This is a genomic window from Alkalimarinus coralli, assembly GCF_023650515.1.
GTDB classification, from domain to species: domain Bacteria; phylum Pseudomonadota; class Gammaproteobacteria; order Pseudomonadales; family Oleiphilaceae; genus Alkalimarinus; species Alkalimarinus coralli.
Genome location: NZ_CP096016.1, coordinates 1,722,144 through 1,748,610, shown reverse-complemented (window position 1 = coordinate 1,748,610; position 26,467 = coordinate 1,722,144). Strand labels below are relative to the sequence as shown.

The following is a 26,467-nucleotide window of genomic DNA, read 5'->3' as shown; positions in this document are numbered from 1 at the left end:
AAACAGACTTTATGATGTTGCTAACGGGGTAATAGCTGCATTGACTGCTCCGGTAAAGGGGAGTCCCTTTACCGGAGTATTGCTGTTTAGCGGGTAAACTTCTCGGTTGTATTTGTAAAAGAACTGCCTCCTTTTTCTCCGCCACCATTTATGTAAAGCGCATTATTGATTGTAGAAAATGCAGCTCCGTGCCTCGGATAAGGCGTTATAGGGAGGGCCGTCCACGTGTCGAAAACAGGGTCATATTCTTCATTTTCCCTGAACATAAAGTCGGGAGCTGCGGGGTTATACTCTCCTCCAATTACTTGTATTTTTTCGTTGAGTGCGCCAACCACCATTGTCCTTCTTCCTGTTGGCATATTGGCTATACTGTTCCAACTATCGTTTGCTGGGTTGTATACCTCGCCTGATGACTTGGTTCCATTTATTGTTACGCCATTTGATGTACGCTCTCGTCCACCAATAACGTACAACTTGCCATTTATGACTGCTGTTCCAGGGTTATCCCTCACCTCATTCATTGGTGAGCCTGACGACCAGGAATTGCTAACAGGATCATATATTTCTAGAGTATTAATAGAGGCTCCAGATTGATCCATACCGCCAGCAATATAAATCAAGCCGTTGATGACTTCGGCTCTAATTCCCCCTCTCGCTGTTGGCATATTGGCTATAGCGCTCCATGAGTCACTTGCGATGTCGTATCTATATGCCTCATGAGTTGCACCAGAAAAGGGAAGAGTGGAGCCGCCGAAAACGTATATCGCATTGTTAAACGCAACTGCGGCAGGATTTTCTACTGGGGTTCCTGGTTTGTTGGTAAGTTGGCTCCAGGTATCAGTTGAGGTCGAATATTCGAATACGCTGTTAACTGGGCCAGAAGGTGTTTTACCGCCAACAGTGTAGAGTTTTCCGTTGTAAGAGGTACTACCTGAATCTAACAGCGATTCTGGTGAATCAGAAAGCGACTCCCAACATCCGCTAGAAACAGCTCGTAGCGAGGTAATTTTTCCACTTCCAAACTCGGCTACAAATATGTCTCCACTTGAGTTTTCTGAGAGTGTTAGAGGGTCATTAAAATTACCGACCAAACTCTCCTGCGATAGCACGGAATTCCCACTCTCATCAAGCCGAACTCTTACAATGTTATCGCCCAGTGAGTAGTTGGTAATTAGCAGGTTTCCTTTAAGCTGACCGCAGACCGCATTTGACTGATACTCAATAATGCCATTTGAAGATGTATGGGCTCCTATAATGGCAAGAGGTGGTTCATAATTTAGAGAAGGCGTAACTCCCTGGTAACTGCCATCTTTAAATACGCACTCGTCTATAGAGGGGTTTGGGTGGCCATAAAACATCCCTTCTTTTAATTGTAGTAGTAAGTCTGGTTGTTCAAGTGGATTTTGACCTCCTTGAGTCCATGGTGTTGGGCTGGCAAAACCAGAGCAGTCTGGGAATGGTTGCGCCGGGAAGGCGCCAGTAACGCCTAAACCATTGTCAGGGGCGTAAATTGAACCATTCGAGTGAAATACAAAATCGTAGGTATTTCTAAGACCGGTAGAATAAGCGGTCACATCGCAAGGCGCTGGGCCATAAATATCAGCATTATTCGCGCAGCTTCCATCAAACCCGCTAGCAAATACATCAGCTACCACCAATGCTGCGGAAAGAGGTTGCTCTGCTCGATCTCCGAATTCCGTTGGTACGTTAACCGGAGCTCCTGCGCCAGTGTTTCCGCCAATTGCAATATATAGCCTATCATCTGGGCCAAAGTGTAGACTGTTTGGTGCATGATTGGCTTTGGCTCTAGGGAGGCCCGTGACAATATCTTCAACAACGCCAAAACCTGTACCGCTTAATCTTGATACTGTGCCTGAGTTGGCAACCCCATTGTCAATTGAGGGGCTGGAATGAGAAACCCAAAGCGAAAAGTCACTAGGATCCGACGCACTATCTTGATGATAAGTGATTCCTAATGTAAGTCTGCCCCCATGCGTACTGGTTAAAGAACTGATAACTTCGTCATCAATGACGTTAAGATTGTCATCATAGGTCAGCGCATGAATGGTTCCAAATAGCTCAGTTACATACAGTCGGCCATCAGGAGCCCAGACCATGCTGGTTGGAAAGCTGATATCATAAGACTTGCGTGTAAAGTCAAAATTAGTTCCGCCAGGAGGCGTTAGGTTTTCTTTAACGGTAAAGTGATCAAATGTATAGGTCAGCTCTGTCGTGCTATGACGGTTTGTTGCGAATATGCCTGCAAAAGATCGGGTTCCAATTTCCGGGTCAATACCGGCTGCGTCAAAGCTAAACATTTCAGGTGATACGGTTAAGGTATCGACCTTGTGTTCAAAGCCGCCATTAATTGAATAATAACCGGTGACAGTTTTGCTGGATGGCGTTGCAATTATTCTAAACGTAAGATCTGAGGATGAAACGTTGGGAACATTAACGTACGTGCTACTGCTGATTACCCCGCCACTCTCGTAGGCTAACTCAACGGTAGCGCCTGAGGGAGTTGAAAGCAGTACTAGCTTAACGTAATGATCTTCATCAAACCCAAACCACAGCCCGGCTTGCTCATAATTTCCCGACCCTTCTGGGGGAGATATTAGCGTTGTTGATATGTCGGTTATTTGATTAGGGCCTGCGAAGCCGACGCCCAAGGCATTGTTAAGGTTATTGTTAGCAAGGTATTGTATTCCCGCTGTTGTGGTTAGCACCAGATTATCACTGCCGGTATCAACTTCAAATTTACTATTCAGCAGCCCCCCGCCATTGCTGCTGGGCTGGATATAAGTAAACCCTGTGCCCATGTTGTTTTTGTCTAACAGGTGCCCATTGTCTGTGTCGAAGTTTAACTCATAAGGAAGAGGCACTTTAATTGCTGAGCAAATCACTGGGGCGCATTTGTCACTATCAGAGATTGTAACATTGACAATAATGCTTATAGAGTCGAATGAACTGGCGGATACCGTCAGTACGCCTTGATAGCTACCGTTAGCCAGGCTATTGGTATTCACTTTGATGGTAATGTCTTCGGGAGTTAAACCGGTAGGTGAAGTTACTGTCAACCAGCTCGAATCACTTGCTACTGAATAGTTTGTAGCGGTGTTGTCGCTTGTTGAAATGGTCACTAGTTGCGATACTTCGCCAGAGTTTGGGGTACTACTTATGTTAATCGTACCGGAACTGGCTTCCAATATATGGCCAAACTGTGAAACGGTCATTGCTACCGGCAAACTAGCAGTTTCAAAACCAGGTGAAGAAACCTGTATATTTGCGTTATGCGTTCCATTGGATAAACCCGTTGGATCAAGTGTTACCAATAAGGTTTCCGGTGCTGAGCCAGTGGAAGGGCTAACGGTAAGCCAGGGTGCGCTACTTACCGCACTATATAACGGGCTAGAACCGTCAGCCGCTGCATTGAGGCCAAGCAATACGTTAATTTGAAGTGGTGAACTACCCGATATGACATCTTCGTTTATTATTGATGGTGAAAACAGAAAACCACTGGTAGAGTTTGCAACTGAGAAGTTTGCGGTTACGACTTCTTCGCTAGAGTCGTTCATGATGACTTTTGCCTGCAGTGTATGAAAACCGTCAACAAGTGTGGTGGTATCATACGGAATTGCGTTTGTGTTTGTTTGAGTTCCGCCTAAATCAAAAGGCTTAACGTTCTCTATTTTTGTGGCAGGGTCTGTTAGTGGGCTGTCTAGGAAAAACTGGACCTGTTTTACATTATCTTCTGGTGAAATAAATATGTGAGTGTCGCCTGACAGAGTTGAATCGTTCAATATAGATGGCGATGATCGATCACTTTGGTCGCTTACCAAAAGTTGATAAGCACCTGTACCTTGAGCGGTAACCAATAGAGTTATGGATAGTTGAGTGGGGTGAAGCCCAGTCGCTGTAAAATTTATAACTGAATTGTATTCACCGGGCGTCAATGACGATGGATCTATAACAACATCAATATTTGAAGGTGTCGTGCTGGAAGATCCGGATACGTTAAGCCAAGACGTCGACTCTGTTACATTATATACGGAGTTAGTTCCATCACTGGCAGAAACAGTGGTGCTGAGGGTAATCGGAGAGGAGCCTTCGGTTACACTTGCGTTTAATAGGGCATTTCCAAGTACCAAGCTAGGCTCGCTATTGGCAACCAAAAATTGTGACTCTAGTACTTCTATATTGCCGGAGTTGTCTTCTATCTCTACAGATAAGCTATGGTATCCGTCCGTTACAGTAGTGGTATCAAATGCAATTGCGGTATTGTCTAGTTGCGTTCCTGCAAAATCGTACGGTTCAAGGTTTTCTATTTTTGTCGGCTGTGTGCTTGTTCCAGTATCAAGGTAGAAGCGAACCTGTTTTGTGCTTGTCGAAGTCGGTTCTGCATAAATATATGTGTCGCCGACTAGTGAAGCACCTTCCAGTAATACCGATGCGCTGCGATTGGCATTTGGACTCGCCCGGAGTTCTGAGGCGTTGGCCTGAACAGCTAAGCATGTGGATAGTAGGGTTAATAAAAGGTAATTTATTATTTTTTGCATTATTCTTCCCTCATGTTGGTCGTGAGGAATAGAGCAAAAAACGAACAAATATCTATAGAGTCTTTAAGAAACAGATAGATATTTGTGCTGGAAGTATTCTCTCTTGTTAGAAATCACATGAAGTGTAAAAATATGTGACATCAGTCACATATTTTTATTGACGTAAAGGTTTAGTTCTAGTTTGGCTGAGTTAAGGAATTGAGCTGAAATACGTTTTTCATCTGCACAATCAGTGCTACATTTTATTCGTGCATAAGTTAGGGTAGAAGGAGGGCTGCCAACCAAAGGCCTAATTACCTCAAGCAGTTTTGCGTTTAGGCGGCTGCTGGTTTCGGTGTAAGAAACATTATATTGATAGGTAATCAGTTCTCGTTTGTCGGTTTTTTCTTTAATCACTATATAACCATACGTATTGCCTTCCGGGCGAAGTTGTCCTGAAGACAACTTTATATAGCGCTTACTGCTAAATAAATGGTTGTTAAAGTTAATTAATTCCTTTCCTGGGGCTTGTTGTATGTAGCTTCTTATTGATAGTTGAATGTCATGCGCCTGATTAGAATAGATACCATCAAATGCAATATCGGGCGCATTAAACTGTGGAGGTTCAATCAAGTATTTCTTAAGGTAGCTTCGTGTCCAGTCTCCAAGTTTTGATGGGGCTGCTAAGCTACTAATTTCTACATCATTTGAGGTGTTTGCCATTGATATGGCAGCATATCCAGGGGCGCCAAACGCTGCAATGAAGGCTAGAAAAATAACTAATATAGCCGCTTTCCTACTAATGCTGTTAGGCGTCTGCTTACCAGCGGACTTATTTTCCTTTGTTTGATTATCTGCGTTTCGTTCAAGCTTGTGAGCGAGGAAAAATAACGGGATCAGTGTTACGGCAAAAACAAGCCATCCAAAGTGATCATGTTCGTTAACAAGCGAGTGCTGCATATTGGTGGCATTCCCTGCCAGAATAATTATAAAGACTCGAATCCAGTTCGCCACCAGTGCTATCAAGATACCCGATGCGATCAATATGGCTGTAGAGGCAAGGCGGGTATAGTTTAAGTAGCTATACAGTGTGGTGAGCGTCATACTGATAATCAAGTATCTTAGCCCTGAGCAGCCACCGGCTATTTCAAATTTCCCAACAGGCAGTGTGACGAACACATCCTCTATGTGCGCTGTGACACCTGCAATACTTAATAAAACACCGTTAACATCGGTGGTGATATATTGAAGAGGAATTATCAGTACATCCCAAATAGGGATAGCAAAGTAAAGAAATGCAATAGGGAAAATGAGCTTTTTAGATGCTTTCCAGCCTAGAGTGGTTAAACAAAAAAGCCAGATTATCCATGGAAGAAGAAGTTGCTGTATTGCCTCGATGCTAGCGTAGTAAGCGAGTACCCATAGAACACTTGAGCCAAAAATAAGAAAAACACCCCAAGGGGCTGGTCTAAACTGGGCTTCTGGCAGCTCTCTTAATACCATGAATAGGTAATAGGCGCTTATCGCTAAGACCAACATGCCGTGAGAATATGACTCGTCAAACTTATTCCAGCGAACCCAAAGGTCAGTCAGCGTTGGGAAAAAGGAATATACAAACATCGCCATAAAGGCGATAAACAAAAAGCAAAATGTTTTCTTCTGTACTATTAAACTCTGCATATCCCTTTACCCTGTGGGGCTCCATAATGAAGTGCAAAATCTAGCAGATGTTGCTTAGCGGTTAAAGTGCAATCGGTTTATATTTTACGTTTGTTATCACTTGCTACAAGAATACGTTGATTACCTTCTCCTTATGAGTTGGTTATATGCCTGTAAGGGTAATCTTCATAGCAGATCTATCCTCTTGCTTATGATGTTTTTGGTTTAAAAAATTGATTTCACTACTATTTATATTGGTATTATTTATGTAGAATCCCTAAATCGAATTTTGAGATAAAAATAATAACTGAATTTCGTTGACCCCACACTTTACACTTATCTACATTTGTAAAATTAGGAATAGCGAATGGCAGTTAGACGATTGGAGTCTCTTGATGGATTAAGGGGAGTTGCCGCTGTAGCGGTTTTAGCTTTTCACTATATATATCACTACAACCGATTATACGGACATGGCTTTAACGTCCCTGAGTGGACATTTGCTGGTTACTATGGCGTCCATCTGTTCTTTCTCGTTAGTGGCTTCGTTATCTTTTGGACTCTGAGCAAATGTGAGAAACCCTTTGACTTTATATGGTCTCGTTTTACTAGGTTATATCCTGTTTACTGGGCTGCCTTATCATTAACGTTTCTTGCTGTATCTATTTATGGTCTAAGTGGGCGAGAGGTATCCTTAGATACTTTTGTGGCAAACCTGCTTATGATTCATGAATACTTAGGATTCAAGCATGTGGATGGCGTGTACTGGACGCTAACACTTGAACTTGCATTTTACTTCTGGATGTTCCTTCTATTTATTCTTAATCAGCTCAAAAATATAGAAAAGTGGCTGTTATTGTGGCTCACAATTGCAGCTATGTTTTTTATATCAGGGCTCGACCAGAAAACCGATGCACGAATAACAAAATTTTTTCTGTTCGATTTCATTGCTCTTTTTTCAGCGGGTATTTGTTTTTATAAGGTGTGGAGTCAAAAGGCAAACGTGCTAACCGCTATAGTTCTGGGGGCGTCATTAGCATTACTTTTTATTATCTACTCTTTTAAGGTTTCGGTAGGCTTAACCTTAATGTACTTTGTATTTTACCTTGCGATTTCAGATAAAATAAAACTCCTTAGAAATCCCGTGACTGTTTGGTTGGGGGGAATCTCATATTCGTTATATCTAATACATCAAAATATTGGCTATATGATAATACAAGGGGCATATTCGTATGGGGTTTCGCCTGCAATTGGAATTACTATAGCCACCATTGTTTCAATACTCCTTGCTGTTATCTTAACTTATAAGGTTGAGAAACCTAGCATCATTATTCTTAGGCGGATCTATCAGAAAGTGCCTGATAAAATAAGCTTCTTCACTGTAGCGAATAAAGATGGTTAAACATCTTCTAGTCCTTTGAAATAGACTATTAAGTTTTTATTTGTTGTTCTAGTCATATTTAATTCGAAAGCAAGCTCTCCCCGTTAAGGGGAGGGTATCTCCTTCACGTCCCTGCGCAAATGAACTCACTATTTCAGGGTAGCCCGCACTGGCGATGACGCAGGCCCTGTTAGCCCGTTGGTATCGGTTACTTTAATGTAAAAGTCATAAATACCAGGCTGTAGCCCCTCATAGGTGTGTGTTAGTTGATAGGGAGAAGATATTTTTGTATCAACAAGTGAGCCCGAGTCTTTTGAGTAGCTGACTGTGTACGATGATATTTCACTTGTTTGCAGCGAACTACCATCAACTCGTTGTGTGGGCGCAGTCCAACTTAAAGTAACGGTTCCACCTGTAATTACGATACCCTCTTCTTCTGAGGGTGGATCTGTTTCGTCTGGAGGAGTTACAGGTGGAGGAGTTACTGGTGGAGGTGTGACCGTTCCTCCGTCTGAGCCACTGGGTGGTGGTACAAGGCCTGTAGCTCCAGGGTTTGAGTTATTAGCAAACTCTTCACTATTTGTAAGGCCATCACCGTCATTATCTAGTGACCCATCGTTACTATTGAGAGGGTTAAGTCCATACTGAACTTCCCAAAAATCCGGAATTCCATCCTTATCTGTATCCGTTGAGAGGTCGGCTTCTATATCTGTAAAGGCTGCGAACTCTTCACTTACCAGGCTACGCGTTTGACTGGCTGACTCCCATTCCAATTTAATAAACGCACTGCCTAGGCCTTCTGCGTATTCGAGTATTAGGTCGTAGGTTTCGCCTGCGTTTAGGTTGACTGTTCCAGTATGGGTCGATGTAGAGCCTGGCTCCCAATGCTCGACAATAACATTGCCGTTGACGTAAAGCCGTGTGTAGTCGTTAGCGGTAACGTAGAAGGTATAGTTTTCACTGCCTGAGGTATGAGAAGGAGTCAGTCTGGATAAGAACCTAACCGAAAAGTTATCACTTGGAACCCCTGAATATGGACTGGACTTACCCCAATCAAAGTCAATGACTGGCTCCTGTTTTGTGAGAATGAAGTTGTCCATTTTAATGCCAGAGAAATACTGAGCTGTAAAGCCTGCAAGCTGCTGACTTGGTTTTTGCGAGTTTAGATACGAGGTTAAATTGTCAATGCCATCGCCGTCGATATCCCCGTCGGCATCTGATGGATCAAAAGGGTCTGTGCCGGTTATAAGCTCCCAATAATCGTGAATCTGATCACCATCACTATCAGTTACTTTGTCATTGCTGGTATCAATAGTCTGAATCTTTGAACTATCAAGCAATGCAAGTGACCGGCTGGGCGTTTTAAAACTTAACTTGATAACGGCGCTTCCAACACCTTCTGCGTATTCGAGCTTAATTGGGTATTCGTTACCTTTTTCAAGATTGATCGTACCCCTATGAGCGGTTGTTGAACCTGTCTTCCAGTGGTCAATAACCAATACATCCCCGACCCATAGTTTTACGTAGTCATTTGCGGTAGCCTCAAAGGTGTAAGTGCCTTGTTCGGTTGCGGTGTAAAAGCCCGTAAACCGTACTGAGAAATTGTCATCAGGCACATCTTGGTCTGGCGCTCCTCTAGCCCAGTCAAAGTTAATTGAACTATCGTTTCTGAATTTTACCGGGTCTATTAAAACGCCTGTTCTAAAAAACTGGGTTGACCAGCCTGCTACCAGGTGCTTATCAGGTGCGGGTGGTTCAGGAGGGGCTGGTTTTGAGTCGCTATCATTAGCATCTGTGCCGGCGACATACTCCTCATAGTTTGATGCGCCATCTTGGTCAAGGTCGAGTGCAGCGTCACTTGAATCCAGAGCATTAAGGCCGTAGGCTACTTCGTAACCATCGTCGATGCCGTCTCCATCGGTATCCTGATTAAACGTATCTGTTCTAAGCAAAAATTCATCAAGGTTGTTAAGCAGGTCGCCATCTGGGTCGGCTATGGCGTCTGAGCTATCTAAGGGATCAAGCCCTACTGCAAGTTCATAACTATCGGGGAGGCCATCTTCATCACTATCACTGGGAGGAAACGTGTCGTTATATGGTTGTCCAAAGCCTCCGTCATAATAACCAAGGCGATACCCTGTTGAGTACCCCGCACTCGAATCTTCATCTGCCATATCTATAGGGGAGAGGTTTTCTCCTGGAATGATCTGTCTAGAAATACCGGGACCTTCCCAGTAAACAGCGAGTTGATCGCTACCTGATCCTTGCTTTTGAAGGGCTTCAATATAGTAAACTTTGCTTGATTCCAAATTAATCGGAGCTGACTTCTGAGTTGCGTATTTTTGTATATCGCCAACTGCCGCATAACCATCCATATAGGCAACGAGTCGTTTGTTATTAGGGCTTTCTCCAGTAGATATCCAGAGTTCGCTTGAGTCATTGCTTGTAATATAAAATGTATATGCGCCAGATGTCTCAGGGTATAAATACCCGCGAATTCGACTGCCATAATTTGTTGCTTTGTTTGTTGCACCTTTAAAGCTGTTAAGCGTAAGAGTTGAGTCCGGTTGCGCAACGAACTTGTTAGACTTTGTAAGGTCACGGACTGTTGTTCCACTTATTTCATCCCAAAACTCTTGAACGATTGTGCCTTTATTTGCAGTGTCTGGCCCAGCTGCAGTGGGGGGGAGCGTTGATATATCAACGTCATCATCCTGGGTGCCCAGAATTGTACAACCGGACAAAATGCTTAAAGCTAGCGTAATGCAAAATAAGTAGCGCATAGTAAAAGTCCTGTTATTCTTGTTCAAAAAACGAACTAATTATTTGTGTAAGTTTTAGTTAAGAAAGGTAACTAATCAAGTTAGACTTCTGGAATAGCCTAATTCTTTTGTTATGAAAAGTACTACGGATATAGGCGTTAGTTATTTTGGTCAGTGCTTTTGTCGCTTTGGAATAAAGCGTCTGAAGGGGAATTAGGGGGAAGGTATCCCCCTAGTTATAGGCCACTTTTTAGTTAAAATTTTCAGGGTCAAAAGACTTTCCCAAAGACTTGTATGCAGCCATTAGGTGTTCTTTAATTTCTGGTGAGTTTTTGTCGAGACGATAGGCTTTTTCAAGAACTGAACTAGCCTCTTCTGTGCGGCCGTTTTTAAACAGTATCCAACCATAGGTATCTAGAATAGCGGGATTCTGTGATGCAATTTCAGACGCGCTTTTGGCTAACTCTTCGGCTTTAGGGTTCTGTTTTTCATGATACAACCAAGCCAGGTTATTCATTGCGACCGCATTACTCGCTTGCACTGTTAGTAGCTGCTCATATATTGCGATTGCAGCGTCTTTGTTTCCGGCTTCTTGATGACTCATGGCGAGCATTGTCATCACGCGAGGGCTGTTCTTTTCAATTTCCAACCAATCCTCAAGAGGTTTGAGAGCCTCATTGCTCTCAAGCTTCTTCAGTGTCTGTGACATCCTGATCGCCAAAAGTTCAGAGGGCTTTAATTGCCAGGCTTGGGAGTACTCATTTATGGCAGATTCATAGTCTTTGTTTTGAAAGTAACGGTTTGCGATAAACTCATAGGGCAGGGGAGAATCTTTATGCGACTTTTTAAGGTCATTAACCAACTCTAAACCGAGCTCTTCTTGATTTGACAGAAAATAGATATTTGCAAGCAGAATGTTCAGGTCAATGTCATTGCTGTTTTGCTTGGCGATTAGGGCGTCGATGAACTCTTTAGCTTCTTTGGTTTTTCCTTCGGAGACTAACCTTTTTGCTTTTTGTTGAGCTGCGCCTTTTATCAGGTTTTTAGCAATAAGGTTGTTGCTAAAACGAGGGTCCTGGATAATAGAAAGCGCCTTATCAGTTTTGCTCTGCTTTAGATATAGCTCTGCAAGAGCAAGGTTTGGAACAGCCGCATCAGGAACTTCAGCAACAAGCTTCTCATAAATTGAAGTTGTTTGATCGATACTTCTGGTTGAGTTCAGATAACCATATAGTATTCGGTTCGCATCTGCTGAGTCAGGTGCTGCCACTACCGCTTGATATAGCGCTTTTTGTGCTTCTTCTGGTTGGCTGTTTTTCGAATACGCCTTTCCCAGGTTAATGTGTATTAAAGGGTTTTCTGTATCAATCTTTTTGGCATTATCAAACTCTTTTATCGCTTGAGCGAAGTTATCATTGCTCAAGTATAGTGACCCAAGCACTAAGTACCCTTCTGCCGAGGTTTTGTTTTTACTGATCCACTCCTTCGTAATTACCAATGCTTCTTCAGTTTGATTTAGGTCGCTTAAAAGGTAGCTGTATAGCGTAAGTAGCTTGCTGTTGTCTGGGTGATCTTTATAGGTGTCTTTTACAAAGGACAATGCTTTTTCTTTATCGCCTGTTTTGGCCAACGCTTGGGCATACTTTATCTTCAGCTCAATGTCATTGGGTGCTTTGGAAATAGCGTCTTGAAGGTTATTAATTCCCTCATCATTAAGCCCGGAAGCGATTTGAGATATTCCAAGGAGTGACCGCATGGATGCATCAGAGTCGTTTTTGTTCAACCCCAGTTGAAGAGTATCGATAGCAGATGATGCCTTGTTCAGCTTAAGTTGTAACGATGCAAGCAGCTTAACAATTTCTGGCTTGGTATTGTCATTGACATACATGGAGAGGAGGCGCTCGGCTTCTACAATGTCACCTTGTGCATTTTTAACGACACCCAATAAAATACCACTGGGATTATGAGCGGATGAAATATCAAGAATGGCGTTAAGTTCCTTTTCAGCTTCGGCGTATTGTTTCTTCTGGAAGCTTGCCAGTGCAGTCTCAAAGCGCAGTTTGATCTCACCTGGAATCGATTTATCTAATATCTCTTGGTAGCGGCTGGCTTCCACAATTTTGCTTTGTTGTCTTAATACATAAATAAGCGATGATATTGTGGCATACTTCTGCGGCGTCATTGTGTCGACTTGAGATATATCTTCAAGCGCTCTTATATAAGACTCTTCCGCCTCTTCAAACTTTTGTTGAATGTGTGCCAATCTCGCTTTCCAAAGCCACACATCCGTTGTCGCATTTCCTGACTCTGTGATTTCTAGAACTATTTCCCGAGCGAGATCTGGGTTTTTATTTATAAATGCGACCTTTGATAGCCCTAGCTTTGCATCGATGTTTGTTTTATCAGTCGCCAGGATTGAATCAAGCTGCTTCTTTGCACTTTCAGTGTCGCCTCTAGTGAGGTAGATATCAGCCTGCAGTAATTGCTCTTCAATAGTGCCAGGTTTGAAATTTGACGCAATATAGTTGAGTTCAGATTGAGCCTGATCCAGCTTTTGTTGAATGTATAGGGATTTAGCGAGTAAAAAACGTAGCTGCTGTTCGTGCCCTTGAAGGTTAACTCCCTCTTTATTGAGCAGCTCTTCAATTCTTGTCTCGACCTCGCCTGGGCTGCCAGCGAGCAACAGCGTTTCAAATATAAGCGTGTACGGTTGTAAACGATTAGGGTACAACTGAATTGCACTGGTTGACTCTGAAACAGCGGCTTTTAACTGTCCCTGGTTCTGGTAAAACTTTGCCTGATCGATATGACTTAGAAACTGCACCTCTTTAGGCGAGGGAGAAGCGTTTTCTGTGTCATCACTACAGCCAGTCATTGATGCAACTGATACAGCCAAAATCAATGCAATTAAAGGGGAGGTCGATTTGTTCTTCATCCTAGTCTCGCTTAATCCGTGTTTTGTTCATTGGTTGCTAGCTTGTACTTATCAGTCAAGTTGTACAATGTAGGTCTGGTTACACCTAATAGTCGTGCAGTTTGTGCCATATTGTACTGAGCTATCTGTAACGCGTGTTGAATAGCATGTTTCTCTGCGGTCTCTCTCACTTGCCTTAGATTAAGAACAGAGTCTGTGGTGTTGCATGGTTCGCTGAGTTCAAGGTCTTCGGCGGTTACGCGCTTTCCATCAGCCATTATTGCTGCGCGCTTAACTTTATTAATCATTTCCCGAACATTACCTGGCCAGCTATACTCACGAATAGCGCCAATAGCATCATCAGTGAAATTCAGGTTTGGGCGATCAAGTTGATTTGAAAAGTTGTGCAAAAGAGACTGGGCGATTAAAACTGCATCGCCTTCCCTATCTTTTAGTGGAGGAATATTTAAGGTGATTTCACTGACTCTGTAATATAGGTCTTCGCGAAAATCGCCCATTGAAATTAGGTTTTGAATATCCTGGTGAGTTGCACAAACAACTCTGACGTCTACAGGAATCTCTCTAACGCCGCCCACGCGTTCAATAACCCTTTCCTGAAGAAACCTGAGCAGCTTGGCCTGTAGAGGCATCGGCATATCACCGATCTCATCGAGGAAAAGTGTTCCCCCGTCGGTCATTTCAATTTTGCCTTTTTTGGTTTGATTAGCGCCGGTGAATGCGCCTTTCTCGTAGCCAAAAAGTTCACTCTCAAGCAAGTTTTCAGGGATCGCGGCACAGTTTATCGCAGAAAAGGCTTTGTCACATCGTGGGCTCAAGTCGTGTAGCGCCTTGGCAATGACCTCTTTTCCCGTTCCGGTCTCACCTAAAATGAGTGTGGTGACGTCCGCAGGTGCAATTTTTTCAACTGTTCGGCAAATTTTAAGCATCTGTGGGCTGTTGGCAATCAGGCCTTTCAGCGTAGAAGACTGTTGAGAACGATTAAACTCGATGTTCTCTTTTTCCAATTCATACAGCCTAAAAGCCCTGTTGACGACAAACGATAATATATCGGCATCAAGGGGCTTTTGATAAAAGTCGCATGCTCCATTGCCAACTGCTTTTACCGCATTTTCTTTTTCCTCTCGCCCGGTAACAACGATGATTTTCGTGTTTGGGGCGAGGCGAAGGATTTCGTCTAGCAAGGCAAAACCTTCGGATGAACCACCTGGGTCTGGAGGAAGCCCCAAATCCAATGTGACTACTTGAGGTTCTACGCGTCTTAAGTGAGATAAAGCAGACTCCCTGTCATCGGCGATATAGACTTCGGTATCTTCGAAACACCAACGCATTTGGCTTTGCAAGCCAGGGTCGTCTTCGATAATTAGTAACTTTTTTTTCACCGGGAGATTATTTCCTTATTTGGTCTATAGAGGTTCTCTTGCCCCCATTTGACGAGAGCTGAAAAATTCTAGCGTGCAAGATAACAACTTGGGTGCTAAAAGGGAACGCGGTTGTTTGCACGAATGATTAGAGTGTGAACCTTATTCAATACATAGAGTATAAATTAATGAGTGGCTTTACAATACTCAAACCAAGCTAAACCCATGATATTAATCGTTTGCTTAGTCAATTTGGCTATATCTACAAATTTCGTATCTACATATAATGCGCTTCTGGGGGCTATGCCGTCGGTATTTTTACGCTAAAGCATGAGCCGATTCCTTGCTGGCTTGTTACATCAAGTGAGCCACCTATTTTTTTGATATATTCACGGCTCTGATAGGCTCCAATCCCCATACCGGTAAGCCCTTTTGTACTCTCAAAGGGCTTAAATAGCTGATTTTTGATAAAGTCTTCACTCATTCCTATGCCTGTATCCTGAATAAAAAGCACCGCAAAACCAGGGGAGGTTTTGACTGAAATGATAACTTCACCGTCTTTATCTGTTGCATCCTGCGCATTCTGTATAAGGTGTCCCAAGACAGTATGAATTTGCTCTTTTGAAGATCGAATTAGAATTTCTCTGTCTGGAAGGTGTACTTGTGGCACAGGAAGTGTTTTTGAATGATGTGAGACAACATCCTCCAGTAAAGGGCCAAGCTCTATCAACTCGGGGGCTTCTTCTTCTGAGGGGTTCCGAATTTGCTTTAACAAATAGCCCATTTTCTGCACCGCGTGCTCTGTTGTAGAGATCATATCATCTACAAATGCCGGATTACTCTTGTGCTTGTCGGCGTTTTTTACAAGTAATGACAGCTGAGCAATGATCGTTTTAAGGTCATGAACCATAAAAGCGGAGGTTCTATTCACTGCTTCGAACTGCTTTGATTCTGCAAGCCGCTCCTGACTCTGGCTCTGCGATAGGTAGCTACACGCCTGCCTGGAAACAACTTTTATCAAGTCGTAGTTCTCCCAGTTTAGTTCCATTCGTGTATAGGGTTGCGCGACAAGGACTAAGCCCATTAACTCATTTCCCAGGAAGAGAGGAATAACCAACCAGGGAGACGGATGGTTAAGTATAATTTCGGGAATTTCCAAAAGGTTATATGTCGTTGGGTCGTTATTGTATTCGTTGAGATTTATTATCCAGTCGTGCTCACGAAAATACTCAATAATATCCGCGTTGGCATCGATCAGATCATGCTTGATCGTTGGACTGTTGAGGTAGCCTCTCGCGGTAAAATTCCCTTCGTCATCTTTGCACCAGAGTACACCTGCGTTGCTTTCGACAAGCTTTGCCAAAATCCTGATGATACTGACCGGGAGTTCTTCATCTGAGTCGGAGAAAGATAGGGTCTTGGTGCTCTTGAGCCACTCTTCTCGATAATCGTACTTATAATGAAAGAAGTTCTGGCTGATAAAAACCATTAGCTTGGCCCTTAATTTAGGCGAGCTAAGGAGAAGTGTCAGTATTGTCACTGCGGTAAAGAAAAATAGTACCTGTACCGCATCACCCCAAGTGCCACCAAACGTACGGAGGTAATAGCCTCCCAACGATATAGCGAGCAAGTAGCCACCTGCGAGTACCAGTGACCCGGTGTAAAAAATGACCTGCCTGGAGACCTGAACTTCTATCGGCTGCTTACGGCTGTTAATCATAGTGAGCGCAATCAGAGGCGCTACTACGGCATTGACTGCGCCACGGGAGTCCCACATCGGGCTCGATATTTCCTGAAACAGAAATGCATCCGAATACATCAAAAAGTCATAGCCAAATATGGCGCCTATCGCGATCGACAGGTACTTAATGCTAGATCTCCCGTAGATATTGGCATTGCGCCATATCTGTTCGAGCAGAATAAGCCCTACCAGGGATAATGCAATTTGCCCGGCCAGCAGAACTTTCCCTGATACCAGATCTACGTCGGTAATACCCTCAATTAATACTGCAACCAGCATCAGCAATAGTACGACCATTGAGCCGAGTGATAAGACTCGCCGTGAGTTTTCTATATTGCTCGTTGGCACAAACTTGATACCCAGAAGAGCATATAAAACGCCAAACCAGGCGGCATTTCTCAATATTTCTATTGAATAGCGGATATAAAACGGGGGAGAGTTATAGCGTAGCTGATAGGCAAGTAAACCCAGCCAGACACATGTGAGTAGTGAAGCAATAAACAGTGAACGGTCGGTATTGCGTCTTAAGTAGCTTTTTGCAATAAATGCAGTGACTAAAAAATAGATGCCAAACCCAATAGCGTGACTGAGGGTTCCAAAAGATATATCCATAGTTTTTATATTTGCCTGGTGCCGCCGCTACGTTAAGTTTCGTCGAGTATACAAAAAGCGACAAAGGACGTAAAAAGTAATGTCGGTACTATGAATTGAATAAGTGGAAACGCAAGCATCATAAACCCTGACACAATCCAAATATTTTTCACCGTTTTTTTTCGCCTGCTGTATTGTTTGGTAAATCGTCTACGGTAAAAGTGCTCGGGGTCTGGTTTTTTTTGGTAGGCCCATTTGGGAGTTAATACTTTACTGACCCACTGAATGATATCCAACATAGTCCCACTCCTTATTATTACTGCGTAAAACAGGGCCGACATGCAGAGAGAATATAGCGATCGTATAAGTAAGGATATTAGTACAAATATTGAGACAGGGAAGAGCGGTTGCGGACTCATGCTACATAGATACCGCAGCCTATTGGCTGCGGTATCGAATATTGCAATTTAGCTGGGGTTCTTCATCTCCCTGTAATAGCGGAATATTTCTTTAAGTGGGCGCTTCACCTTAAACCCAAATGTTCTGTTAAAACTCCTCCCATCTATTACAACCGGGTATTTAAAATAATTAAGCAAAAAAGCTGGGAAAATTTTCAGATCCATTACTTTGGTAAGAAATTTCGGTAACCCAGGGGGGATCGAAGGCAGTGGAACTTTACTGCAACCTGCTAACTCCAAGGCTTGTTGATATGACACCCAGTCTTCGGGAGCGACATTATAGATGCCAGACTTATTTTTTTCGTACGCTAGCACGATCGCATCCGCCATATCATCGATGTGGATAAACTGCATTACCGGCGAAAAGCCCGCTAATACCGGGGCATGTTTGCTAGAAAGTAGTAAGCTCATCGTGTTTTGAACGCCAGGCCCAACGATATTGCAAGGGCGCAGGATGGTGATATTCAGGTCACGATATTTCCAAAGGTATATGTTTGCCAAATTCTCAAGTTCGACAGAATCTATTAAGTCCATCGTGAGTTCGGCAGCTTTAAGCGGTGCGGTTTCATCGATCAGCGCAGGGTTGTAAGCGTTGGCACCGTAGACATGATAAGTGGAAAGAACAATAACCTTCTCGATGCCGTACTTGTGACTAAGTTCCAGTAGCTTTTGGGTTCCCAGAACATTAGCGTTGTAGCGCCTCATACGGGTTTCTTCGCTAGAGGTAATTCTCCCCAAGTGAATAACCCCATCGAAGTCGTATTTACGAAACAGGTCTTCAAAAACACGTTTGTTAAAATTTATTTGATAGCTGGGGATATCGTCACTAAGGTATGTTTGCTTACGAAAATCGACTGCTACGATTTGGTATGTATCGCGCAGACGGTTAATCACCTGTTGCGCCAGCGCACCTGCTGCACCAGTGATCAGAACGGTTGGTTTCTGTTTTTTACTCATTAGAAAAGCCTTTTTCTTTCGCTTAGTCCTTTGTCGATAAGGTCACTGATAACAGATTTGACTTGTTCAACTCGACGGGTGACTTCTTCTTCCCTGACATCTCCGCCTTCGAACTTCATTGGTTGTCCGAAATTTAAGCGAACCTTTGCGGGGAGTATGAACGGGAGCGTTACCGGCACATAGGGAATACCCAGCAACTTGGCCAGTGGTTTAATATTGGCAATAGCCGGAATGGTTTCTTCACAGCCTACCACGCCACAAGGGACGATGGTTGCGTTGTATTTCATTGCCAAATGCATAAAACCGTTGCCAAATCGTTTAAGCTGATAGCGGTCTTTGTAGAGCTTACCTGACCCTCTAATTCCTTCTGGAAACACGATAACCGCTTCGTCATTTTCAAGCATCTTTGCACAATTTACAGGGTCGCCAAGCACGGCCCCGGTTTGATTCAAGAAGTTGCCTAAAAATGGAACCGTTGGGAAAAAGCGCTCGATCATCGCCCTGGGAAGTCTTGGAGACACTTTTCTGGTGGCTAGCGCGTAGCCAATAAGTGTTCCATCTATGGGGAGTTGGCCGCTGTGATTGGCGATAATTAATACTGGACCATTTGCTGGTATATTTTCTATGCCGTCTGTTTGCACTCGAAAGTACTTGTTATAAACGGCACTATAAAGGGAAAGAACAATTTTATTGGTTTCGGCGTTAAACCCCCATGGGTCATATCCAAGCGTACCGACTGATTTTTCGATCTTATCTAACTGCGCGTCTAGCTCCTTAGACACGAACTTTTCCTTTAAATACGACTTAAGGCTCATTAGTTTCTTCCTGTCATCCAAATAAGCATTTTGGTGTTCATTGTTGTTTTTGATTGTAAGCCCGATGTCGGTAATAGTGACCTATTCTAACAATCGGTTTTTTTATAATTGAAGAGAGTATATCTATTTGATATGCAGGTTACTAATCTTGATCAAAAAAAACCCGGTCACCTGGGGAAGGTAGCCGGGAAGAGTGTGAGTAGTATCCATGAAAGACTTCCTACTAGACTGGCAGCAGGGTTATGCAAACCAGTCACATCTAAGTATTGACGAAGTTCTCAATTTTTCAAATTAAAATTGTACAAATTTTAATCACATTTACGCATATATTATTAATGCTCTAGTTAATTACGACATAACAGCTTATACGTTGCTCGATGGTATGTTATTGGGTGGGCGAAGAGGGCTTTTTGTCGGTAATGTACTGACCCTCTTCGTGGCTTTTCAATATACCTTCTCTGGTCCAGGGCATCAGGCGGTAGTGCGGCTTGGCTTTCGAGTAATCGATAAATGGGTATTTAATGATGTCGAAATAAGGTGAGTAATCGAAATCACTTGGGGTGCACAGTTTTGGGTTTCGTCTATACACTTTTACTTCATTTTGGTCATTTCTCTTAACGAGCGGAAGTATCGGATACTGGATTGATGCAAACGCCTCTGCAATCATTGTTGAGCACACTGTTTTAGTTGCTAGCCCAATGTTGTGCTGGAATATGCTTGAGCGCCAACGCCTGGGCATTACTCGCCAGGGGAACAAAAAACGAGCCAAGTCAAATATCTGTCTAATGTCATAGTCAGAACCGAGTCTACTGATGGCGTAATTGACGACGCTTTGCATATCTCTGTAGGTTAAATCTCGAGGTCTACAAATTCTTATATGATCTCTGTCGTAGAAGGTTAGTGGGCGTACTATGGTTCCTTTCCCCAGTTCACTCTCTACTATTAATTGAACATCGGGTTGCCCATCAAAAAACGACTTGACCCGCTCTCTACTCATGGGGTGATTTATTTCATGCAATCTCCCCAAGTATAGGGCTGCATGTGACCATCGGCTCTGCGTTAGCAGTTTGATAACTTCACTGACACGCGTACGCCCTTCGACCAGAATGACATCTCCGGGTTTAATTTCGTAACGAACACGTTCGAAGTCGCTAAGGGGGATTTCACTAGGAGGGTGTTCGCGATTTAGCCACTTTACAACTAATTCAATGAGAGTGTGTTTTGCTCTCATTCCCATTCTCTGCACCCTGTTTTTAATTGGCTTATTTTATTGTCACTTATTAAATTTATAGTTAATAAATCGTATTTGACCAAGTTATTTGTGAGAAACGCGATACAAACTACAAATTTAGTCGCTTTTTAAGTGAGAAAAATGAACTGTTCATTTAGAATAGCTGTAGCTGGCACCGTCCGTGCTGTTACGTTTTTTATCCTGAGGTTTCGTTGGATATGTCCGATAAAGAAAATATGAAAGATACTCATTCAGAAGAGCTTTCAGACGAAAAGCAGCTCTCCAATAAAATAAAAGATTCCGCTCGCCAGATTTGGCTAGCGGGCTTAGGTGCCTATAACAAAGCTGAGGAAGATGCAGGTAAGATCTTTGATAAACTCGTAAAAGAAGGCGAAGAAATTGAAAATATGACCCGTGGAGTGGTCGAAAAAAGGATTAAGGTCGTAGAAGATACGGTAGAAGGCGTCAAAGAAAAAGCTAATGGAACAATTGGTAAGCTTGAAAGCGTGTTTGATCAGCGTGTTTCAAAAGCGCTCCAAAAAATGGGCATTCCTACCAGAGCAGAAATAAAAGAACTGGAAGCTCAAATTGCAGATCTTAAAAAACAGTTAGAAGAATCTCGCAAAGGTTAGGTTAGTATCTGTAGCCTTGATGAAAACAGGTACGACCGGAATCAGGGTCGGGTAGTTTGAGTTTCGGTGCCCCCTTGATTCCGCTTCACCGCTACCAGTTTGTTTATATGTGAGTAGCCTTGATGAAAGGAGATATGACTGGAATCAGGGTTGGGCAATTGAGAGTTATTTAACTTTTAGATGCTGAGCCTAAAGGTAAGCTTCGCCCATTTCACGTAATATCGCCCGTTCCTCTTCACGTAAGTAAGGCAGCACAAGAGTCATTACCTGATAAACTCCCTGGTTTAGCGTTTCATCACTCTGCTCGCCATCCATTACCATCGAAAAGCTTACCCAGTAGGTGGCCGTAAGTACGATGCTTTTACAAAGTGCGTCTATTTCTTGCTCAGAGGCTTTTAGAATTCCTTGCTGAGCAAGGTTTTGGCAGACCTGCCGAGAAGCGTTTTTCTTTTTAGCCATTATCTTCTTAAACTTGCCTGCGAGTTTTTCATGCCTCGACATAACGTTGACTAAGTCTTGATATAGGAAACGATACCTTGCAATGACTTCGAAGATTAAGTGAAGAAATAGCCACTGGTCTTCAACAGATAGGCTGGATTCAGGTACGTCCAAAATTTCGGCAATTTCTCTCTCGTACCAGTTGAATAGTTCACTGAGAATTTCAGTTTTGTTTTTAAAATGATAATAGAGATTGCCTGGACTGATATCCATTTCATCGGCAATTTGAAGGGTTGTAACATTAGGCTCACCACACTCATTAAATAACTCAAGTGTTGTGTGTAGTATCCGCTCTCGGGTTTTCATTGTTCAAAATACGTCCTGTAACTATAGCGACATAATAACCTGTTTAAAATGCCTAACACAAAGGGCTTGAGCAAAGTCTTACCAAATAGGATAACTACTTCACATCGCAGAGCCCTTTATGCAGTATATGGGTTAAAGGTCTCTAAAGGTTAAAGTCTGACCAGATCGGACAGTGGTCAGATGGTTTCTCCATACCCCTAATATCGTAATATATTCCTGAAGCGGTGAGCGTGCTTATTAGAGGGGGGGTTGCCCATATCTGGTCAATTCGTAACCCTCGTTTTGGCTCTCTATCAAACCCCTTGCTGCGGTAGTCAAACCAGCTGTATAACTCCGCTTCGGTCGGGTAAAGCTTGCGATAGCTATCCTCCAGCCCCCAGCTTTTCATTCTTTCCAGCCATTCTCTTTCTTCTGGCAAAAAGCTGCACTTTCCTGTGCGTAGCCATCGTTTAGCGTTGTCTGGGCCTATTCCAATATCAATATCTTCTGGAGAGATGTTTAGATCGCCCATGACAATAACGTTTTGTGTGTTGCTATATTGTTCGGTTAGCAGGTGTTGAAGGTCTTCATAAAATTTCTTCTTGGCCGGAAATTTAGTTGGATGATCCCGGCTTTCTCCCTGAGGAAAATAACCATTGATTACCGCAAGTTCCTGGCCGTTAACTTCAAAATGTCCAACGATCAGTCGTTTTTGATCCTCTTCATTGTCAGATGGAAACCCTTTCATTATTTTTGTTGGTTTTTGTTTCGAGAGCAGTGCAACACCATAATGGCCTTTCTGCCCCCAAAACTCGACATGATAACCAAGAGATTCCACGTCAGACAGCGGGAATTCAGGGTCATGAACTTTGGTTTCCTGAAGGCCAATGATGTCTGGCGAATAGGTGGATGCAAGATGTTCAAGCTGATGTAGTCTAGAGCGAAGTCCATTAACATTAAACGATACTATTTTCATATGCGTAATTTGTTTAGTTTCCAGTTACTGATAGTGTTTTTAACGGTTAAATTAATGTGTTCTGTTGTAACGTAAATTAATACGCGCATTTATATAAGTTTGCTATTGATCCAGGCGGCTTGGCTTTATATAAAAGTGAGTAATCGTACCATCTGTGAATTTGTTAAAAAAAGTACTTACCTCAGGAATCAACCTTAATTGATGTTTTTGGGTGATTGGGTCTTTTACAAGCACTTTCATCTGATCGAAGTTATCACTTATTTCTGAAAATTTTGCATTCATGGTACATGATACGACTGAAGACTTATCAACGTTGAGCTGAATCGCAAGCTCATGCTTACGCTGATCAATTTCTGTCGAGGGCAGGTCAAACTGGGTGTCAATGTGCTTTAATTTGACTCGGTTGATAATGCAATAAGAATAGCTATCAGGCCTTTTTCTGGCATGGCTTCTGAAACATTCCCAGAAATAATTATCTGTTAAATGTCTGAACTCTGTTAAGTCAGTTAAACACTCATTTACATAGGCTTCAACTTCTGGGTTCTCTAGAACTTCATTTATGGCTTCTCTGAGCAACCAGTCAAACCCCAGTGCTGTTTTATGTGCATAAACGTGGCGATACATCTGGTTTCGGCTATAGACGAAATCTTCCAGCGCGCTCAACCCTTTCGAGGTGACTGCAAGTCCAAGCCAGGGTGCCTTTGGCTCCCAGCCAAACCGAAGATTGCTTAGCAGGTGGTCAAGATTGAAACCTCCAATGGTTACCGATGAATGGAAACCATCCCTTAGCATGTAGTCTGCTCTATCAGCATCGACTTCACCGGAAATAATTGAAGATAACAATTGCTTAACGAGTTGAGGTGCGGAAGCGCCGTTCTGCCACTCCATAGACTTATTAGGAGTAATAAATTGCCAAAACTGCTCTGCATGTTTGTTAAATAAGGTGCTGGTTGATGCGTCAGTGGTTTCCATTATTGCAAGCACATCTATGGGGTAGATACCTGACTCTTCAACGTCTACATCTGTTAGTAACTGGTGTGCGCATCGTACCGAGTAATGCTCATGTTCCAGTGTGCCGGGCGGTGTTGAATACAGTGGTGTTGTGTCGATCCCGTCCCATAGCTGTTCAAAAAGGCCGGGAGACCTCATCATTTTCTTTATTTTTGATGTTCTGGTGAACTGGTGAGAGAAGCTGGAGTGTCCGCAGTCGTGCAGCAGACAGGCTAGCCTGATAACCTTGTTGAAATAATCAATGGCAAAAAACTGCTCTTTTGTTGTGCTTTCTTTAGCTTTGTAGCGTCTTGATTCAAGGTAGCTTTTAACCATTGAAAGGAAAATTCTCTCACCTACATGCATTACTCCAATACTATGTAAAAAACGAGAATGGGTTGCGCCAGGAAATACTAGCGAAAGAATGTCATTTTGGCAGATATTGCGCAGCCGCTGAAAAAGAGGGTGGTCTATAATGGCAACTTCATGTGGGAATAGAGGGATACCGCCATGAACGGGATCCATTATCAGTTTAGTGTGAGCCCCAAGTAAGTCTTCAGGAAAATAATCTATAACCATTCAAGTACCTGCTATATATTGTAGGCGCAACATTCAAGTAGCCTAAGGTCGAACAGAGAAATTAGTATGCATGCTCTAAATTATGAGCATAACCTTAAAAATAAGGTTTCACACATGGTTTTTAAAATTTAAAATAATAAAGCGCCATAACAACATAGTGGATATTTATAATATCATCGGCTTTAGTGAACAATTTTGTTAACTCGTGTGAACTTACAGCGAGTTGTGATGGTTTTCACGGTATTCACTGCGGCGGACGTTAACCTTCATAAACGCTCTAATAAAGTTAGACTTGTTATCGACGAGGCCTATACTGAAATGTATGTAAACCTGTTACTTAACAGCACATTTGTGGTTTTCTAGTTATGTCAAGTCACGCCGAGAGAATGCTCGTAATCGATAAGGATGATAATTGTCGCCATTACTTATCGGATGGTTTGCTTGCGGTCGGGTATTACGTGGTCTCAGTTAAAAACATCAAAGAGGCGCTCGTCAGCATAGCGAATGGTCGTCCTGACCTTATTTTTGGGGATTTATCCTCCGATGAAATCAGCTTATTGTCAAAACTCAAAGACCCTCAGTTTCCACCTTCACCTGTGATAGCGTTCTCTCATACTGACAATGCATCAGATGTTGTAACAGCATTGAGGGCCGGGGCGTCTGACTTTATTATAAAACCAATCAAAGACTTCTCACTGGTTGAAGAAGTGATTAAACGTATTTTTGAACAAATTCGGTTGGTTAGGCTAAACCAGCGTTACAGGGTTGAACTTGAAGATGCTAATAGAGAATTAAAAGCAGGGATTGCAGAACTAAAGGCTGACCAGAAAGCAGGCTTAAAAGTTCAAATGAAAATGCTGCCTGAGCGCGAAAAGAAGTTGAAGGGAATTAAATGCAACCATTTAATTAAGCCTTCTCTTTATCTTAGTGGCGACTTTCTGGATTATTTTAAAATAGATAGTACAAAAGCTATTTTTTACATTGCCGATGTTTCTGGTCATGGTTCTTCTTCTGCATTTGTTACGGTGTTATTAAAAAACCTGTCCAACCGTTTGCTTAGAAACTTCAAAAGAGGGTCTACTGACGATATCCTCTATCCTGACAAGATTCTGCATCGAATTAATCGCGAGCTTCTTGAAAATGACTTTGGCAAACATCTTACGATGTTTGTCGGGGTGCTGGAAAATGATACCAATAAGCTTACATATTCTGTTGGAGCACACTTTCCTATGCCTGTGTTGGTCGTCGACGGAAAAGCGGAGTATCTCGAAGGAACCGGTATGCCCGTTGGCTTGTTCGAAGATCCAACATACAGAGTGTATGATCGTGTTCTGCCTCAGAAATTTGACTTATGGATGTTTTCAGATGGCATCCTTGAGGTAATCAAGGCAGATAGCCTGGCAGAAAAAGAACAGAAGCTACTAACATTAGTTGAAAATAGTGGTCATAGTATTGAGTCTCTGGCTGAATCAGTGCAGCTTAATGAAATGAATGAGTTACCAGACGATATTGCAATTTTGACTGTTTCCGGGGTAGATAATCAAGATGGCTAGCTATAAGATTTTACAGGCTGAACAACAAGGTATATATGTATTAAAGTTCGTAGGTGAAATACGCTTATATCTTTGTTCAACGCTGGATATTATTATTGACTCAATGTCGTCAAACCCTGTGTTTAAGACGGTTGTCATTGACCTGACCGAGACAACGATCATCGACAGTACAACGCTTGGTTTATTAGCCAAGATAGCGGTACTGGCCCGTAAGAAAAGCTCTTTTTTACCTACTATTATCTCCACCAACCCAGATATCACTCGGATCATTCAAACTATGGGGTTTGGTGAGATCTTTATCATCATGAAAGAACCTGCAGCCGAATTATCTGAGCTGGAAGAGATCCCCATCCTTAAAGCGACCGAGCAACAGGTAAGAGAGAAAGTGCTTGATGCTCATCTCACTTTAATGGAGCTGAATGACTCAAACAAAAAAGAGTTTAAAGACCTGGTTCAAGCGCTCGAATGCGAAAATATTGTTGAGCAGGCAGCGCTAACTCATTGAAATCCTCAGAACACTTCTAGATACTATAA

At 42.8% G+C, this 26,467-nt stretch carries 17 protein-coding genes; 4 read left to right on the top strand and 13 right to left on the bottom strand.

Going from position 1 to position 26,467, the window contains the following annotated elements:
- Positions 1-86 precede the first annotated feature (86 nt).
- Both MY523_RS07740 and xrtA read right to left on the bottom strand, forming a co-directional pair.
- Entirely contained in the window at positions 87-4,556 is a 4,470-nt protein-coding gene (locus MY523_RS07740) for a Kelch repeat-containing protein (RefSeq protein ID WP_250658213.1), read from the bottom strand.
- 144 nt (positions 4,557-4,700) lie between these two features.
- The gene (gene xrtA, locus MY523_RS07735) at positions 4,701-6,215 is read right to left on the bottom strand and encodes an exosortase A (protein ID WP_250658212.1); all 1,515 of its coding nucleotides are present in this window, start codon (positions 6,213-6,215) and stop codon (positions 4,701-4,703) included.
- Positions 6,216-6,561: 346 nt separating this feature from the next.
- Here xrtA and MY523_RS07730 point away from each other — a divergent pair, with 346 nt between their 5' ends.
- Positions 6,562-7,593 carry an acyltransferase family protein gene (locus tag MY523_RS07730; RefSeq protein ID WP_250658211.1) on the top strand — a complete coding sequence of 344 codons (1,032 nt, stop codon included), beginning with the start codon at positions 6,562-6,564 and terminating at the stop codon, positions 7,591-7,593.
- Between the two features lie 128 nt (positions 7,594-7,721).
- Here the strand turns inward: MY523_RS07730 and MY523_RS07725 are convergent, their stop codons facing one another.
- From MY523_RS07725 to MY523_RS07690, 8 genes are all read right to left on the bottom strand, one after another.
- Positions 7,722-10,355, bottom strand: a complete 2,634-nt coding sequence (locus MY523_RS07725) for a PA14 domain-containing protein (protein ID WP_250658210.1) — start codon at positions 10,353-10,355, stop codon at positions 7,722-7,724.
- A 229-nt stretch (positions 10,356-10,584) separates the two neighbouring features.
- A complete protein-coding gene (locus MY523_RS07720) occupies positions 10,585-13,269 on the bottom strand; it encodes a tetratricopeptide repeat protein (RefSeq protein WP_250658209.1) in 2,685 nt (894 codons plus the stop codon).
- Between the two features lie 11 nt (positions 13,270-13,280).
- On the bottom strand, positions 13,281-14,648 hold the full coding sequence (gene prsR / locus MY523_RS07715; protein ID WP_250658208.1) for a PEP-CTERM-box response regulator transcription factor: 1,368 nt from the start codon (positions 14,646-14,648) through the stop codon (positions 13,281-13,283).
- 280 nt (positions 14,649-14,928) lie between these two features.
- On the bottom strand, positions 14,929-16,980 hold the full coding sequence (gene prsK, locus MY523_RS07710; protein WP_250658207.1) for an XrtA/PEP-CTERM system histidine kinase PrsK: 2,052 nt from the start codon (positions 16,978-16,980) through the stop codon (positions 14,929-14,931).
- Between the two features lie 32 nt (positions 16,981-17,012).
- A complete protein-coding gene (locus MY523_RS07705) occupies positions 17,013-17,258 on the bottom strand; it encodes a hypothetical protein (protein WP_250658206.1) in 246 nt (81 codons plus the stop codon).
- A 168-nt stretch (positions 17,259-17,426) separates the two neighbouring features.
- A complete protein-coding gene (locus MY523_RS07700) occupies positions 17,427-18,374 on the bottom strand; it encodes an SDR family oxidoreductase (protein ID WP_250658205.1) in 948 nt (315 codons plus the stop codon).
- Positions 18,374-19,189, bottom strand: coding sequence for a lysophospholipid acyltransferase family protein (locus MY523_RS07695; RefSeq protein WP_250658204.1), 816 nt, complete (start codon positions 19,187-19,189; stop codon positions 18,374-18,376). Before MY523_RS07695 ends, MY523_RS07700 begins: the two co-directional genes overlap by 1 nt.
- 385 nt (positions 19,190-19,574) lie before the next feature.
- Complete coding sequence (locus tag MY523_RS07690; RefSeq protein WP_250658203.1) at positions 19,575-20,426, bottom strand: YiiX/YebB-like N1pC/P60 family cysteine hydrolase; 852 nt, start codon at positions 20,424-20,426, stop codon at positions 19,575-19,577.
- A gap of 212 nt (positions 20,427-20,638) precedes the next feature.
- Here MY523_RS07690 and MY523_RS07685 point away from each other — a divergent pair, with 212 nt between their 5' ends.
- Complete coding sequence (locus tag MY523_RS07685) at positions 20,639-21,052, top strand: phasin family protein (RefSeq protein WP_250658202.1); 414 nt, start codon at positions 20,639-20,641, stop codon at positions 21,050-21,052.
- 189 nt (positions 21,053-21,241) lie between these two features.
- On the opposite strand, the gene MY523_RS07680 is transcribed toward MY523_RS07685, so the two are convergent.
- From MY523_RS07680 to MY523_RS07670, 3 genes are all read right to left on the bottom strand, one after another.
- Entirely contained in the window at positions 21,242-21,856 is a 615-nt protein-coding gene (locus tag MY523_RS07680) for a TetR/AcrR family transcriptional regulator (protein WP_250658201.1), read from the bottom strand.
- 142 nt (positions 21,857-21,998) lie between these two features.
- Positions 21,999-22,811 carry an exodeoxyribonuclease III gene (gene xthA / locus MY523_RS07675; protein WP_250658200.1) on the bottom strand — a complete coding sequence of 271 codons (813 nt, stop codon included), beginning with the start codon at positions 22,809-22,811 and terminating at the stop codon, positions 21,999-22,001.
- Positions 22,812-22,913: 102 nt separating this feature from the next.
- Complete coding sequence (locus tag MY523_RS07670; RefSeq protein WP_250658199.1) at positions 22,914-24,380, bottom strand: HD domain-containing protein; 1,467 nt, start codon at positions 24,378-24,380, stop codon at positions 22,914-22,916.
- A gap of 365 nt (positions 24,381-24,745) precedes the next feature.
- On the opposite strand from MY523_RS07670, the gene MY523_RS07665 reads away from it, so the two are divergent.
- Positions 24,746-25,933 carry a PP2C family protein-serine/threonine phosphatase gene (locus tag MY523_RS07665; RefSeq protein WP_250658198.1) on the top strand — a complete coding sequence of 396 codons (1,188 nt, stop codon included), beginning with the start codon at positions 24,746-24,748 and terminating at the stop codon, positions 25,931-25,933.
- The gene (locus tag MY523_RS07660) at positions 25,926-26,438 is read left to right on the top strand and encodes an STAS domain-containing protein (protein WP_250658197.1); all 513 of its coding nucleotides are present in this window, start codon (positions 25,926-25,928) and stop codon (positions 26,436-26,438) included. The genes MY523_RS07665 and MY523_RS07660 overlap by 8 nt, the downstream gene beginning before the upstream one ends.
- The last annotated feature ends 29 nt before the right edge of the window (positions 26,439-26,467 follow it).

Excerpts from the sequence above, each read along its gene's own strand:
- MY523_RS07665 (WP_250658198.1), top strand. The coding sequence starts at position 24,746 with ATGTCAAGTCACGCCGAGAGAATGCTCGTAATCGATAAGGATGATAAT.
- MY523_RS07670 (WP_250658199.1), bottom strand. The coding sequence starts at position 24,380 with ATGGTTATAGATTATTTTCCTGAAGACTTACTTGGGGCTCACACTAAA.
- MY523_RS07680 (WP_250658201.1), bottom strand. The coding sequence starts at position 21,856 with ATGAAAACCCGAGAGCGGATACTACACACAACACTTGAGTTATTTAAT.
- MY523_RS07690 (WP_250658203.1), bottom strand. The coding sequence starts at position 20,426 with ATGGGAATGAGAGCAAAACACACTCTCATTGAATTAGTTGTAAAGTGG.
- prsK (WP_250658207.1), bottom strand. The coding sequence starts at position 16,980 with ATGGATATATCTTTTGGAACCCTCAGTCACGCTATTGGGTTTGGCATC.
- xrtA (WP_250658212.1), bottom strand. The coding sequence starts at position 6,215 with ATGCAGAGTTTAATAGTACAGAAGAAAACATTTTGCTTTTTGTTTATC.
- MY523_RS07740 (WP_250658213.1), bottom strand. The coding sequence starts at position 4,556 with ATGCAAAAAATAATAAATTACCTTTTATTAACCCTACTATCCACATGC.
- MY523_RS07705 (WP_250658206.1), bottom strand. The coding sequence starts at position 17,258 with ATGTTGGATATCATTCAGTGGGTCAGTAAAGTATTAACTCCCAAATGG.
- MY523_RS07660 (WP_250658197.1), top strand. The coding sequence starts at position 25,926 with ATGGCTAGCTATAAGATTTTACAGGCTGAACAACAAGGTATATATGTA.
- MY523_RS07720 (WP_250658209.1), bottom strand. The coding sequence starts at position 13,269 with ATGAAGAACAAATCGACCTCCCCTTTAATTGCATTGATTTTGGCTGTA.
- MY523_RS07730 (WP_250658211.1), top strand. The coding sequence starts at position 6,562 with ATGGCAGTTAGACGATTGGAGTCTCTTGATGGATTAAGGGGAGTTGCC.
- MY523_RS07725 (WP_250658210.1), bottom strand. The coding sequence starts at position 10,355 with ATGCGCTACTTATTTTGCATTACGCTAGCTTTAAGCATTTTGTCCGGT.
- MY523_RS07700 (WP_250658205.1), bottom strand. The coding sequence starts at position 18,374 with ATGAGTAAAAAACAGAAACCAACCGTTCTGATCACTGGTGCAGCAGGT.
- MY523_RS07685 (WP_250658202.1), top strand. The coding sequence starts at position 20,639 with ATGTCCGATAAAGAAAATATGAAAGATACTCATTCAGAAGAGCTTTCA.
- xthA (WP_250658200.1), bottom strand. The coding sequence starts at position 22,811 with ATGAAAATAGTATCGTTTAATGTTAATGGACTTCGCTCTAGACTACAT.
- MY523_RS07695 (WP_250658204.1), bottom strand. The coding sequence starts at position 19,189 with ATGAGCCTTAAGTCGTATTTAAAGGAAAAGTTCGTGTCTAAGGAGCTA.